This is a genomic window from Pseudomonas saliphila (genome assembly GCF_008638345.1).
Classification (GTDB): domain Bacteria; phylum Pseudomonadota; class Gammaproteobacteria; order Pseudomonadales; family Pseudomonadaceae; genus Halopseudomonas; species Halopseudomonas saliphila.
Map to the genome: position 1 here is coordinate 24934 of NZ_VTVA01000001.1, position 14669 is coordinate 39602.

The following is a 14669-nucleotide window of genomic DNA, read 5'->3' on the forward strand; positions in this document are numbered from 1 at the left end:
GAATAATGGAATTTTCTGGATTACAGACTGGGCGAACCGACCGCGACGCGTTGGCCTGCAAGAGAAGGGGTTATAGTCGGGATCGATCAGCGCTGCATTTTGCGCTTAAAAGCCGAGACCGCTTTGCGTAGACTATGCCCGGCTACCGTTTCATCCCACGCCACCGACCCCAGAGACCTGCATGAGCCGCGCCGAGAAGTCCGCCAGCCACACCCCCATGATGACGCAGTACTTCGGCATCAAACAGCACCATCCTGATCAACTGCTGTTTTATCGAATGGGCGATTTCTACGAGCTGTTCTACGACGATGCAAAAAAGGCGTCGCGCCTGCTCGATATAACCCTCACCGCGCGCGGCCAGTCGGGCGGCCAGCCGATCCCCATGGCGGGCATCCCCTTCCACGCGGCCGAGGGCTATCTGGCCAAGCTGGTCAAGCTGGGCGAATCAGTGGTGATCTGTGAGCAGATCGGCGATCCAGCGACCTCCAAGGGCCCGGTTGAGCGTCAGGTAGTGCGCATCCTCACTCCCGGCACGGTCAGTGATGAGGCACTGCTGGATGAACGGCGTGACAACCTGCTCGCGGCACTGGTCGGAAGCGAGCGCGGCTTTGGGTTGGCAACCCTGGATATCAACAGCGGCCGTTTTACCACCATGGAGCTGCAGGGATGGGAAACCCTGCTCGGCGAGCTGGAACGCCTGGCGCCAGCCGAGCTGCTGATTCCGGATGACTGGGAAAGCAATACGCCTATCGAGCGGCGCCGTGCAGTTCGCCGGCGCGCGCCCTGGGACTTTGACAAGGACAGTGCCTTCAAATCGCTGACCGACCAGTTCGGCACCAAAGACCTGGCCGGTTTCGGCTGTGCGGGTCTCACGCTCGGGCTCGGCGCGGCCGGCGCGCTGATGTGCTACGCCAAGGAAACCCAGCGCACCGCCCTGCCCCATATTCGCGGCATCCTGCGCGAGCGCTTTGAAGACAGCGTGATCATCGACAGCGCCAGCCGGCGCAACCTCGAAATCGACAGCAACCTGTCCGGCGGTCGCGACAATACGCTTCTCGACGTACTCGACCAGACCTCGACCGCCATGGGCGGACGCCTGCTAGCGCGCTGGTTGAATCGCCCCCTGCGGGACATGGCGGTGCTCGAAGCACGGCAGAGCGGTATTGCCACCTTCCTCGATCAGCACTTCCACGAGGACATCCAACCGATACTCAAGGGCATCGGCGACATCGAGCGCATCCTCGCGCGGATTGCGTTGCGCTCTGCCCGCCCGCGTGATCTGGCGCGCCTGCGCGACGCCTTGGCGGTCCTGCCGCAGCTGCAAGAGGCACTCGCCACTACCGAGACCCCGCATCTGCGTTACCTGGCCGAACAGGTTCGCACCTATCCGGAACTGGCTGCGCTGCTGGAACGCGCGGTCATCGATAATCCGCCAGCGGTGATGCGCGATGGCGGCGTCATCAAGGCCGGCTTCGATGCCGAGCTCGATGACCTGCAGAACATCAGTGAAAACGCCGGGCAGTTCCTTCTCGACCTGGAAACCCGAGAGCGCGAGCGCACCGGGTTGTCCACTCTGAAGGTCGGCTATAACCGTGTGCACGGCTATTTCATCGAACTGTCGCGCGGTCAGTCAGACAAGGCTCCGGCCGATTACATCCGCCGACAGACATTGAAAGGTGCCGAGCGTTTTATCACCCCTGAGCTGAAGACCTTCGAAGACAAGGCGCTGTCTGCCCGCAGCCGCGCATTGGCCCGGGAGAAACAGCTGTATGAAGAACTGCTCGATCGTCTGAATGAAGACCTGGCGGCGCTGCAGGACAGCGCCGCGAGCCTGGCGGAACTGGATGTACTGGCCAACCTCGCCGAACGCGCTGCCACTCTGGATTTCTGCTTGCCGCGCTTCGTCGAAGACAGCCAGCTCATCATCCGCCAGGGCCGTCACCCGGTGGTCGAACAGGTCCTGGATACCCCCTTTGTCGCCAACGGGCTGTGCCTGAACGATGACATCCGCATGCTGGTGATCACCGGCCCCAATATGGGCGGTAAATCGACCTACATGCGTCAGACGGCATTGATCGTGCTGCTTGCGCATATCGGCAGCTACGTACCGGCAGCGCAGGTTGAACTGTCCTGTGTGGACCGCATCTTCACCCGTATCGGCTCCAGCGATGACCTCGCCGGTGGCCGCTCCACCTTCATGGTGGAAATGAGCGAGACGGCCAACATTCTGCACAATGCGACCGCCGCCAGCCTGGTATTGATGGATGAAGTAGGCCGCGGTACCAGCACCTTCGACGGTTTGTCACTTGCGTGGTCCGCTGCTGAATACCTGGCCAAGATTCGCGCCTTCACCTTGTTCGCCACGCATTATTTCGAACTCACAGGGCTGCCTGATACCGATCCGGGCGTAGCCAACGTGCACCTCAATGCCACCGAGCACAACGAGCGCATCGTCTTTCTGCATACCGTACTGGAAGGTCCGGCGAGCCAGAGTTACGGTTTACAGGTCGCACAACTGGCTGGCGTACCCCGGGAAGTGGTAGAACGGGCCAAGCAACATCTTGCGCACCTTGAACGTCAGAGCCTCAACCAGCAGTCGAGTACACTTAATGCGGGTAACCAGCCGATGCAGAGCGACATGTTCGCCAGCGCGCCGCACCCGCTTATAGAGCAGATGCAGCGCATCAAACCCGATGACCTGACCCCACGTCAGGCGCTTGAACTGCTATACCAATGGAAAGAGCAGATGCTTTGATCAGCGCCTAAATGAGAGTGATTTTCATTAAACGCGCGGATAACAGCGCATTATGGGTACGGGTCGGCTAACTCCCTGTACCCACAGAAAAAAACTGCTAAACTACGCGCCACTTTCGTACTCGCCTGATCTTGATGGAGACCTACAATGACGTTCGTTGTTACCGACAACTGCATCAAATGCAAATACACAGATTGCGTTGAGGTCTGCCCTGTCGATTGTTTTTACGAAGGCCCGAATTTCCTGGTCATCCATCCGGACGAATGCATCGATTGCGCCCTGTGTGAGCCTGAATGCCCGGCCAACGCCATCTTCTCCGAAGACGAAGTGCCCGCCGATCAGCAGGAATATACCGAGCTGAACGCTGAGCTGGCGGAAATCTGGCCGAACATCACCGAGAAGAAAGACGGCCTGCCGGATGCTGAAGAGTGGGACGGCGTGCCAGACAAGTTGCAGTATCTGGAGCGCTAAGCGCACCGAAAGAGATGCATCGAATAAGAAAGGCTGGCCTGGTGCCGGCCTTTTTTATGCCCGCGCAATGGAAAGGTATTGGATTAAACGCGGCAGGTGGTAAAAAACCCAAATCGCAGGCAAAAAAAGGGGCGGGATTAACCCGCCCACTCTTCATTCCATTTGTGCAATCCGTGTCCAAGTCCTCCTGACTTTACCTTCCTGGAAATCCCTTCCCTGGCATCCTGCCGGGGTGCGTGATCCGTCACACATGGATACATAATACGTCCAACCCGCGCGGAATCAACTGACAACAATCGGGTCCCGATCAGCGGCACGGACAATAAATTCATTTATTATCAAAGTGTTAGATACTTTCATACAGGCAATAGACTGCCGCACTGACAGCACTTGACGTACATCGCTTACGTAGCGTGTAGGCAATCACTTACACGCCGTTCTGGGTCAGACCCATATGCCGCGCATAAAAAAACCCGGTCCTTATGGACCGGGTTTTTCTGTAGCAGCAACAGCAGAATTACATCATGCCGCCCATGCCACCCATACCACCCATGCCGCCCATATCAGGCATGCCAGGCTTGTCGTCATCAGGCAGTTCGGCAATCATTGCTTCGGTGGTAATCATCATGCTGGCAACAGAGGCAGCAGCCTGCAGTGCAGCACGAGTAACCTTAGCCGGATCGAGGATACCCATTTCGATCATGTCACCGTATTCACCGGTGGCGGCGTTGTAGCCGTAGTTACCGGTACCGGCCTTGACCTTGTCCAGTACGACGGAAGCTTCGTCACCAGCGTTGGTCACGATCTGACGGAAAGGTGCTTCGACAGCGCGACGCAGCAGGTTAATGCCGACAGTCTGCTCGTCGTTAGCGCCAGTCAAGCCTTCGATAGCCTGCAGAGCGCGGACCAGAGCCACACCACCGCCAGGAACCACGCCTTCTTCGACGGCCGCACGGGTTGCGTGCAGAGCGTCTTCAACGCGGTGCTTCTTCTCTTTCATCTCAACTTCGGTAGCCGCACCGACCTTGATAACCGCAACACCGCCAGCCAGCTTGGCCAGACGCTCTTGCAGCTTTTCACGGTCGTAATCGGAAGTGGTGTCTTCGATCTGCTTACGGATCTGGGAAACACGCGCTTCGATATCGATCTGGGTGCCAGCACCGTCGATAAGGGTGGAGTTGTCCTTGTTAATCTGAACGCGCTTGGCTTGGCCGAGGTGCTCAAGAGTGGTGTTCTCCAGGCTCAGGCCAACTTCTTCGCTGATCACGGTACCGCCGGTGAGGATAGCGATATCCTGCAGCATGGCCTTGCGGCGATCGCCGAAGCCAGGCGCCTTGACCGCAACAACCTTGACGATACCGCGCATGTTGTTGACAACCAGAGTCGCCAACGCTTCGCCTTCAACGTCTTCAGCAACGATCATCAGCGGACGACCGGCCTTGGCCACTGCTTCGAGGACCGGCAACATTTCGCGAATGTTGGAGATCTTCTTGTCGACCAGCAGGATGTACGGGTTGTCCAGTTCGGCAGCCATTGTTTCAGGCTTGTTGACGAAGTAAGGAGACAGGTAGCCGCGATCGAACTGCATGCCTTCTACGACAGACAGCTCGTTGTCCAGGCCGGAGCCCTCTTCAACGGTGATAACGCCTTCCTTGCCGACTTTTTCCATCGCGTCAGCAATGATCTTGCCGATCGACTCATCAGAGTTGGCAGAGATGGTACCAACCTGAGCGATAGCGCGGGAATCGGCACAGGGCTTGGCCAGGTTCTTCAGCTCGGCAACAATGGCGATAGTTGCCTTGTCGATGCCGCGCTTCAGATCCATCGGGTTCATGCCGGCAGCGACCGACTTCAGACCTTCAGTGACGATGGCCTGGGCCAGAACGGTAGCAGTGGTGGTGCCGTCGCCAGCGTCATCATTGGCGCGGGACGCTACGTCCTTGACCAGCTGAGCGCCCATGTTTTCGAACTTGTCTTTCAGCTCGATTTCCTTGGCGACGGATACGCCGTCCTTGGTAATCATCGGCGCGCCGAAGCTGCGCTCGATCAACACGTTACGACCCTTCGGTCCCAGAGTCGCCTTGACGGCATCAGCCAGAGTATTGACACCCGTCAGCATCTTGTTGCGGCCGGAGATTCCGAATTTAACTTCTTTAGCAGCCATTATCGCTTTCCTTCATATATTCGTTGGAGAAATGCAGGACGTCAGCAGATCGCAGATCAGTCCAGCACACCATAAATTTCGGATTCGCTCATGATCAGCAGGTCTTCGCCGTCGATCTTGATGGTGCTGCTGCCGGAATAGGGACCGAAGACAACTTTGTCACCTTCCTTGACGGCCAGCGCGCGCACTTCACCGTTGTCCAGCAGACGCCCGGTACCCACAGCGATTACCACGCCAGTATTCGGCTTTTCTGCGGCTGAGCCAGGCAGAACGATACCGCCAGCGGTTTTAGTTTCTTCTTCGCTGCGACGAACGACGACGCGATCGTGTAACGGACGAATTTTCATCGTGTTTAGTCTCCAATTAGCTTTTTATAAGCCGGCATGCCGGCGTTCCAAGAAAAACAGGCCTTTCAGCCTGACAAACATGCCGAAGCATGTCTTTGTTCAGGGCCTGCACCCAACAAGGGGAGCTTGCCAAAACTGGTGAATCCTTAATGGGGCCCTGCAAAAGCTTTTCAAGCCCCGGGAGTAAAAAAATTCTGCTCAGAATCACTCGCGATCAATGCGTTGATCCGGCCCGGAAGGCTCCTTGCGGTCGGCCTCCCACTCGCCTTCAATGATGTGGTGCTCGCCGCGCTTCCAGACGGTCGGACCACCTGGCTCGCCTGGGCCTGGACGATTGCGATTACGCAGCGCGAGTATCAACGCCGGCACGGCCAACACGTCGGTCACGACGCCCGGGATAACCAGTAGCACACCAGCCAGTACGCCCCACATCCCCGACTTGAGTACCGTAAATGGCGCACGGTCCTGCGCCATCTGCGCCTGCAGGCGCTGAAGCATGCCCCAGCCCTGGCGCTGAATCACGGCGACCCCGAGCAACCCGCTCACCAGGACCCAGAGCAAGGTGAATCCGACACCTATCGCCTGGCCCAGCAATATCAACCCGGCGAGCTCGATCAGCGGGATGAGTAATAACAAAATTCGAATCAGCGGCATGAAAGCCTCGCATGAATTGGCAAACAAACTATATGGGGTGCTCGGGTGAAGACTTCAACCCGTCCGATGGTTCCGAAGCTCCGATCGCGGACTGTGAAGGCCGGCAAGCTCAGGCTAAATAGGCTAAAAAGCGTCCAAATGTGCGAAATAGGCACTTCAGGCGCGGAGCGGCCTGCCGATAACGCACCCAGGTAATCAACCCAGCTACCGTTCCGCCCGAAAGCCAGTAAGGAAAATTCATGAACCCTGTTTCACTCCTCAGTATACGTTCGCGTTTGCTGATCGGAATTCTGCTCCCCGTGCTATTGACTGCCGGCGTAATCGCCTGGCTCACAACCAATCAGATCCAGCAGCAAGGCGCCGCCGAAGTGGAGCGGCTGCGCACTCAGCTTCTTACCGCTCACAAAACCGGGCTCAAGCAGGTGGTTGAAGCAGCGCGCACCGCTATTGAAGAGGTTTACACCGATCCATACCTTGAAAGGAGCCGCGCGCAAACCGCTGCGCGGGACATCATCCGCTCAATGGGCTTCGGCGATAACAACTATATATATGCGTGGACTTATGACTCGCATAACCTGGCGTTTCGCCCCAAGCCCAGCGCAGAAGGTCCCTCGCTGAACTCTACGCCAGCGCGCAAGGAGCTGTTGCGCAATCTGATTTCAAGTGGGCGAAGTGGACAGGGTTTTCACGAATACATCTGGCCCAATCCGGCCACCGATCAGCCAGAGCCCAAGATTTCCTATTCAATTGACCTGCCTGAATGGCAGTGGGTAATCGGCGCCGGTATCTATGTCACCGATGTCGAGAAAGCGGTGGTGGCTGCCCAACAGGAAATCGACGCGAATGTCGCGGCCGCGCTGAGCCGCATCCTATGGATCACTGTCCTCATTGTCGGCGTCGCAACACTGCTCGGCGTCTTCGTAGGGCGCACTGTTACCCGTCCGCTCAATAGCGCTACGCGCATAATGCAGGAAATTGCCGAGGGCGATGGTGACCTGACTCAGCGCCTGCCTGATCAGGGCAATGACGAGCTGAGCGAGCTGGGGCGTCAATTCAACGCGTTCGTCGCAAAGATCCAGCGCGCAATGGTGCAGGTAGGCGACACCACCGACCAATTGGCGTCGGCTGCAGAAGAGCTTAGCCATATCGCAGCGCAGACCCAGGCATCCGTGGAACTCCAGGGAAGCGAAACTGACCAGATAGCCTCGGCCATCCACGAGATGGCTGCAACCGTGCTGCAAATTGCCGGTAATGCCAACGAGGTTGAAACTGCCGCATCCATCGCGGACGAGCAATCGCGCCTGGGCCGCAGCACGGTGCTCTCTTCCCAGGACTCGGTTCGGCAGCTGGTTGCAACGCTGCAGGAAAGCGCTCGAATGATCGAAGCATTGGCCGCCAAGAGCGATGAAATCCAGTCCGTCGTCAATGTAATTCGCGATGTCACCGATCAGACAAATCTGCTGGCGCTCAATGCCGCGATCGAGGCCGCACGCGCGGGAGAGATGGGTCGCGGCTTTGCCGTGGTCGCCGATGAGGTGCGCCAGCTTGCGAGCCGCAGCGGTGAGTCGGCCACCCAGATCCGATCGATGATTGAAAGCTACGTGAATGACGCGAAAATTGCCGCCGACCAGATGAAAAGCGCCCAGACGCAATCCGAGCAGACCGTGGGCGCGATCAACGAAGCAGCCGGCTCACTGCAGACGATCGAAGAATCGGTGGGGATGATTCGAGGCCAGATAATTCAGGTCGCCGCAGCATCCGAACAGCAGAGCCATGTTGCAGAAGACATTAATCGCAACGTCGTCAGCATCGTCAACGCAGCAGCACAAAGCGCAACGGGAGTCAGCCAGACCTCCGACGCCAGTAGCGAACTGGCCCGGCTGGGTGAAAATCTGCGCCGGCTTGTATCCCAGTTCAAAGTGCACTGAAGCCGGGCCTGGTACTCCACAGGGTCGAGCACCAGCTTGACCCTGTCAGCGATCATTCCCGTCAGTTCCTGCGTGCAACCCGCCATTCCGATCTGCTGCCTATCGCCAGCGCTAGTAAAGGCTTAATCTTCACCCCACCCACCCAGGCAGAAATGTGACGCAGGTCTCTGTTGATCGACTAATGCCGGGTAGGTCGCGAATCTCTGGGGTAGGCTCGAGAACCAAGAGCCCGTACATAGACTCCCGGACCACACCACAATGGAGATAAGGACGTGTCCAAACAGATGTTCCCCAGCGACGTAACGAAGGATCGTCGATTCGTGGAATCGTTGTCCCGGGGCTTGAATGTGTTGAGAGCGTTCGGCGAAGGCTCGGTGACCCTTGGTAATCAGGAAATCGCGCGCATTACTCAATTGCCCAAGGCAACGGTTTCGCGCATGACCTTTACCCTGACCACTCTGGGTTATCTCAGCTACAACGCTCGTCTGGAAAAATATCAGCTCAGCGCCGGCGTGCTTGCGCTCGGTCATACCTACGTTTCCAATCTGCGGGTCCGCCAGCTGGCCAGGCCGTACATGGACGAATTTGCCCGACTGAATAATACCTCGATAGGCCTTACCTGCCGCGACCGCTTCCATATGATCTATGTGGAAAACCGCCTGCCGCCCGAGGCCTCGCTGTTGCGCATGGAAATCGGCTTGAAGCTGCCCATGGCCACAACCGCAGCCGGGCGCGCCTACTGCGCGTCATTGCAGGAAGATGAGCGCCAGCAACTACTGGACGCATTAGCTGAAAGCTACGGTGAAGCGCTGTGGCCTGAGAAACGCGCTGGGCTGGAGCAGGCAGTCAGGGATTATCAGCAGCACGGGTTCTGCCTGTCGCTCGGGGACTGGGACCGCAATGTGAACACCGCTGGGGTACCCATAACCCTGGCAGATGGAAATACTATGGCGCTGACCTGCGCAGCGCCCTCCTACCTTGTACCGCAGGAAAAAATCCGCGATGACATCGCCCATCAGCTGGTGATCCTGGCCGGGGATATCCAGTCGCTGGGCAGCTGATCGCCACTTTTGCTTTGTGGGTCAGGAGCGTGCACTGACAACGGCACGCTCCTGATATATCAAGAAGCGGCTTTGCTCCACTCCAGTGCCTGCAGCTCGCGCCACATCAGCTTTCCGGAAGGCGATTTGGGCAACTCGGTCATGAACTCAATGATCGCGGGCACTTTATAGGTCGCCATCTCGGCCTTGCACCAGTCAAGGATCTCCTGCTCCGCCGTGGCCGGATTCGCTTCAGGGCTCAAGACGATACAGGCTTTGACCGTTTCACCCCGCTTGGGATGGGGCGAGGAAATGATGCACACCTCGCGGATCAGCGGGTTCTGATACATCATGCTTTCCACTTCGCTCGGCCAGACCTTGAAGCCGGAGGCATTGATCATCCGCTTGATTCGATCGACCATGAAGAAGTAACCCTGCTCGTCGTAACGGGCCAGATCACCGGTACGGAAGAACCGCTTGCCATCCAGTTCGATAAAGGCCGCAGCAGTCTCTTCCGGACGGTTCCAGTAGCCAACGGTAATCTGCGGGCCATTACTGACAATCTCACCGGTTTCACCAGGGCCCATTTCTTCAAGCGTATCTGGATCGATGATGCGCGAATCAACATCGAACACTGGAATGCCCAGGCACTGCGCTTTCGGATGCTCCGGCGGGTTGATATGCGTGGCAGCCATGGTCTCTGACAAGCCGTATCCTTCTATATAGGACAGACCCGTGAGCCGATGCAGTTTCGCGGCAATGGCTTCAGGCATCGCCGCGCCGCCGCCGCCAATGGTCTGCAAACTGGATATGTCATAGTTGACCAGATCGGGATTCGACAGAAAATCGACCGCCATGGTCACGATGTTCGCCCAGCCAGTCACCCGGTAACGCTCGATCAGTTTGGCCGCTACAGTGCGGTTCCAGCGAGTCATGATCACAGAAGTCGAGCCGGTATAAATCGGACTGTTCATCGACGCTTGCATGCCGGTGACATGAAAGAACGGCAAGGTCGACAACTGCACGCTATCGGCAGTGGCGAGATTCCAGACCGAGCGGTGGACTGCAGTGGCCATGACCGCACGATGCACATGCATGCAGCCCTTGGGTGCGCCTGTGGTGCCCGAGCTGTAAGGAATCAACGCCAGATCGTCCGGCCCCACCGTATGCGGGCCTGGTTGATAGCCGGCAGCGAGTGCAGCTTCCCACCGTGTGCCGCCTTCAGGCAGCGGCGTTTCCGGAAGTGTGACTTCGACAGGAAGCTCAAGATCGGTCGGCTCGCGCAGACAGCTGCCGTAGGCTGAAACGACCACCTGCCGGAGAGCGGTGTGCTCCAGCATCGGCATGATGTATTCAGCCAGCTCCTGGCCCGCCAGGCAGATTTCAGCACCGGTATCAGCAATATAATGCTCGAGTTCGGCGTGGCGATTCATCGGATTGACCGGGATCACCACCGCGTCGGCGCGCAGTATCGCGTAGTAACTGATGACGTACTGCGGCGAGTTCTGCATGTAGAGCAGTACCCGATCGCCTTTCTTCACGCCTTGCGCCTGCAGCCAGCCGGCCAGGGCTTCGACGTCGCGCAGCAGTTCGGTATAAGTGATACGGGTATCATAAAAAATGATCGCGGGATGATCAGGGTACCGCCGGACGGAGATTTCGAGGTTGGTAAAGAGGCTGGTTTGCGGCAGCGTCATGGTTTTGGACAAGCCCTTCGGCCAAACGCCATAATGTCTCGTAAACATGTTTATTGTCCTAATATACGGTAAACCGAACAGCCCCAGGGCTGCACAGCGATAAGCACGATGCAGGGCTTCCGTTGTTCTGACGGAGGCGCCATGCCAGCGTAGGCGTCAGACTCGGCACTGCAGCCGCAGCTTCCACATCCAAGCGCCAGGGGGATCCAATTGGACAACCGATCGGTTTCGAAGTCAACGCTACGAAAGTCAGTACCGCATACTAAAACACTCGTATCATTTTGGCGCATGGGGCTTGAATCGCTTTTTCTCCTCACGCTCAACCCCGTGATCCATGCTCGACGAGCCGCGCCGATTCGCCTCCCCTCTCCCGCAAAGCCCTTGAATCGGCCATATCACCGCGATTTTCAGGATGATCTATACTCGTTAAGGCCCTCTCCAGCGCGTCACACTTGGGCTGTCTCGATCCGGTGAGCAATGAGTATTGCAATCACCCTTTCGTGTGTTAAATTTAAAAGCCTGACTCATTGTGCAGACGACAGTTCTGCACAGCGAAACAGTTAAACAGAACAACAACGAGGCACGAAAATGTTAACAAATCTGCGAAAGAAACTGGGCACCGTGGCGGCAGCTGTCGCTCTGGCCACCTCAGCCACTCTGATTCCATCCGTCGCCTCAGCGGCAGAAACCACTACCTGGCGTGTCCAGTCCCACTGGCCGGGCGCAAGCTCGTCTTACAAGGATAGTCTGGTCCGGCTGAAAGATACGCTGGAAGAGCGCTCCGATGGTCGACTGAAACTGCAGCTTTTTGAAGCCGGTTCCTTGTTCAGCGCTCAGGAGACGTTCAACGCCGTTAGCCGCGGCATTCTTGATATGGGCACGATCTCGCCCTCCTACGCCCAGAACAAGATCAGCCTGGCCGGCATCGCCTCGGGCTTGCCGTTCGCTTTCCGTAACGTCTGGGAGGCTGCGTACTTCCATCAGGCTATGGGCTTTGAAGAAATGCTGCGGGCCGAAGCAGCCGAGCACAATGTCTACTGGGCCACCGACAAGGTGTATCCCACTGAGATGGTCATCAAGCGTCCGGTTAACAGCATGGCGGACTTCAAGGGCTTGAAGATTCGTTCCTCCGGCTCGCTGCAGACCTTCCTGACCGATGCTGGTGCCACTGCATCCTATATTCCGGGTGGCGAGCTGTATTCCGCACTGGATGCCGGCATTGTCGATGGTGCGCATTGGGGCGCTTCTCAGGGCGCTGACAGCATGGCCCTTTATGAGGTCGCCAAGTATCACGTCAAGCCTGCACTGAATATCGCCGGTACCGACGTATTCATCGTCAGCCAGCGGTCGATGGACAAGCTGCCCGAAGATCTTCAGCAGATCGTCAAACAGGCGCTTGAAGAGCAGTTCTGGTTCCGCACCAATGAATATCAGTACCAGGAGCGCGTGACCCTGGCCAAGGCCGTCAAGGAGAAGGGCGTGGAAATTAACACCCTGCCTGACGACGTACAGGCTCAGTTGACCCAGGCTGCAATGAAGCAGTGGGACAAGGAAGGTGAGCGTAGCGATAACACCAAGAAGGCCCTGAGCATGCTCAAGGAATTCCTCGGCGAACTCGGCTACCTGTAAGTTTTACTGCGACACCGCCCGGAGCCGTTATGGCTCCGGGTTTTCTATTGAGCCATAGCGGTATGCCCGGAGGGTGTGATGCGTGCAATCACTGCATTCATGAATGGCGTTACCAAACTGAATGACGTTATCGGGCGAACAGTTGCCTATCTGATCCTGCCGATTTTCGCGTTTCTGATGCTAGAGGTATTTCTGCGTTATATGTTCAATTCGCCCACCGTATGGACGAATGAACTGACGCAAATGTTATTCGGTGCTTACGCGGTGCTCTCAGGTGGCTACATCCTTGCGCATCGGGGGCACGTCAACGTCGACCTGTTCCATTCAAAATTCGGCCCCAGAGTGCGGGCTGTGATTGATATCCTCGGCTCCATCATTTTCTTCATCTTTGTCCTGGCGCTGCTCTATTTCGGTTACGACATGGCGCAGGAATCGGTCCGCAGCTGGGAAACGTCCTATTCCGCATGGAATCCGCCCATCTGGCCGATCAAAGTGGCCATTCCGGTCGGAGCAACGCTGCTTCTGCTGCAAGGCATCGTCAAGCTTCTGCAAGACATCGCCATCGCGTTGAACCTGGATTACTACAAGCCTGAAGAAGGCGAAACGGGAGATGAGTTGTGAGTATTGAAGCCCTGACTCTGCTGTTCTTCGGCGCCCTGCTGTTCTTCATATTCATGGGCGTTCCGCTGGTATTCGTACTCGGCGGCGTTTCCGTGGTATTCCTCTATTTCACCTGGGGGATTGATTCCTTCTACATGGTGGCGTCGCAAATCTACGGCACCATGGGCAGCTTCACACTCCTGGCCATTCCATTGTTCGTGTTCATGGCGATGATCCTGGAACGGACCGGCGTAGCGCGTGACCTGTACCGCATGATGCACCTATGGTGCGGTGGTATGCGTGGCGGCCTGGCGGTCGGGACCCTGGGCATCTGCGCGGTATTTGCGGCCATGGTTGGCATCAGCGGCGCTGCAGTGGTGGCCATGGGCACCATCGCCCTGCCCTCGATGCTCGAACGGGGTTATGACAAACGCATGGTCCTGGGGGTAATCAATACCGGTGGCGGCTGGGGTGTACTGATACCGCCGAGCATCATGATGATCCTGTATGCGCTGATTTCCGGCGTATCGGTGGGCAAGATGTTTGCGGCCGGCATCCTGCCCGGTCTGGTATTGATCATCCTGACCGTGCTTTACGTGACCATCCGCTGCTATATCCAACCGAACCTTGGGCCTGCCCTGCCTCCGTCCGAACGCGGAAGCTGGCCGGACAAGTTCAGAGCTGTACGCTCGGTAATCCTGCCGGTGATGGTCGTGGTAATGGTCATGGGCTCGATCATCGGCGGTATAACCACGCCGACCGAAGCCGCCGCCATGGGTGTACTGGGTGCATTGATCTCTGCAGCCGTGTACCGCCAACTGAACATGACCATGATTCGCGAAGCGTCGATCCGCACCTTCAAGCTGACCGGCATGATCGTCTGGATCCTGTTCGCGGCCCACGCCTTCAGCTCGGCTTATCAGAGCATGGGAGCACATCAGTTCATCGAAAGCCTGATGATGGCGATCCCAGGCGGCCCATGGGGCATCATTATCGCCATGATGGTGATCGTGTTCCTGCTGGGCATGGTGCTCGATCCTGTAGGCATCATGCTGATCACCCTTCCGGTGTTCCTGCCGATTGTCGATTCCCTCGGTTTCGACCCTATCTGGTTCGGCATCCTGTTTGTGATCAACATGGAAATCGGCTACATGACGCCGCCCTTCGGCTTCAATCTGTTCTACTTGAAGGGCATAGTGCCGCCGGGCATCACCATGAAAGATATCTACGCCTCGGTTATCCCCTTCGTGCTGGTGCAGATCGTTGGCTTGATCGTGTTGATGGTCTTCCCGGATATCGTCACCTTCCTGCCAAATCTCTGGTTCTAGCGCTCTATAGCCACCTGCGACCCGCAACCCGGGCCGCAGGCGGTTTGCTTAATACC

The 14669-nt window shown here is 57.4% G+C and carries 11 protein-coding genes and 1 pseudogene; 8 read left to right on the plus strand and 4 right to left on the minus strand.

Annotated features, from left to right (window positions below; all coding sequences use genetic code 11):
- The first annotated feature begins 181 nt into the window (after positions 1–181).
- Positions 182–2755 (plus strand): DNA mismatch repair protein MutS, encoded by a 2574-nt coding sequence (mutS, locus tag FHK95_RS00120; RefSeq protein WP_235906674.1) that lies wholly within the window; start codon positions 182–184, stop codon positions 2753–2755.
- 147 nt (positions 2756–2902) lie between these two features.
- Entirely contained in the window at positions 2903–3226 is a 324-nt protein-coding gene (gene fdxA / locus FHK95_RS00125; RefSeq protein WP_150300815.1) for a ferredoxin FdxA, read from the plus strand.
- A 517-nt stretch (positions 3227–3743) separates the two neighbouring features.
- On the opposite strand, the gene groL is transcribed toward fdxA, so the two are convergent.
- From groL to FHK95_RS00140, 3 genes are all read right to left on the minus strand, one after another.
- A complete protein-coding gene (groL, locus tag FHK95_RS00130; protein ID WP_150302566.1) occupies positions 3744–5390 on the minus strand; it encodes a chaperonin GroEL in 1647 nt (548 codons plus the stop codon).
- Between the two features lie 56 nt (positions 5391–5446).
- A complete protein-coding gene (locus FHK95_RS00135) occupies positions 5447–5737 on the minus strand; it encodes a co-chaperone GroES (RefSeq protein ID WP_150302567.1) in 291 nt (96 codons plus the stop codon).
- Between the two features lie 204 nt (positions 5738–5941).
- Positions 5942–6391 carry an FxsA family protein gene (locus FHK95_RS00140; protein ID WP_150302568.1) on the minus strand — a complete coding sequence of 150 codons (450 nt, stop codon included), beginning with the start codon at positions 6389–6391 and terminating at the stop codon, positions 5942–5944.
- Between the two features lie 239 nt (positions 6392–6630).
- Here FHK95_RS00140 and FHK95_RS20385 point away from each other — a divergent pair.
- The 3 genes and pseudogenes from FHK95_RS20385 to FHK95_RS00150 all read left to right on the plus strand — a co-directional run.
- Positions 6631–7458 (plus strand): annotated as a pseudogene (locus tag FHK95_RS20385) (cache domain-containing protein); the annotation flags it as partial.
- Positions 7459–7476: 18 nt separating this feature from the next.
- Entirely contained in the window at positions 7477–8319 is an 843-nt protein-coding gene (locus FHK95_RS20390; RefSeq protein ID WP_408003579.1) for a methyl-accepting chemotaxis protein, read from the plus strand.
- Between the two features lie 284 nt (positions 8320–8603).
- Positions 8604–9380, plus strand: coding sequence for an IclR family transcriptional regulator (locus FHK95_RS00150; protein ID WP_150302914.1), 777 nt, complete (start codon positions 8604–8606; stop codon positions 9378–9380).
- A 59-nt stretch (positions 9381–9439) separates the two neighbouring features.
- Here FHK95_RS00150 and FHK95_RS00155 read toward each other — a convergent pair whose 3' ends face one another.
- The gene (locus FHK95_RS00155; RefSeq protein WP_150302570.1) at positions 9440–11104 is read right to left on the minus strand and encodes a long-chain fatty acid--CoA ligase; all 1665 of its coding nucleotides are present in this window, start codon (positions 11102–11104) and stop codon (positions 9440–9442) included.
- Between the two features lie 540 nt (positions 11105–11644).
- On the opposite strand from FHK95_RS00155, the gene dctP reads away from it, so the two are divergent.
- The 3 genes from dctP (at position 11645) to FHK95_RS00170 (ending at position 14613) form a co-directional block, all read left to right on the plus strand.
- Positions 11645–12685 carry a TRAP transporter substrate-binding protein DctP gene (dctP, locus tag FHK95_RS00160; protein ID WP_150302571.1) on the plus strand — a complete coding sequence of 347 codons (1041 nt, stop codon included), beginning with the start codon at positions 11645–11647 and terminating at the stop codon, positions 12683–12685.
- A 78-nt stretch (positions 12686–12763) separates the two neighbouring features.
- Positions 12764–13306, plus strand: a complete 543-nt coding sequence (locus tag FHK95_RS00165) for a TRAP transporter small permease subunit (RefSeq protein ID WP_150302572.1) — start codon at positions 12764–12766, stop codon at positions 13304–13306.
- Positions 13303–14613 carry a TRAP transporter large permease gene (locus FHK95_RS00170; protein WP_150302573.1) on the plus strand — a complete coding sequence of 437 codons (1311 nt, stop codon included), beginning with the start codon at positions 13303–13305 and terminating at the stop codon, positions 14611–14613. Before FHK95_RS00165 ends, FHK95_RS00170 begins: the two co-directional genes overlap by 4 nt.
- Positions 14614–14669: the final 56 nt, after the last annotated feature.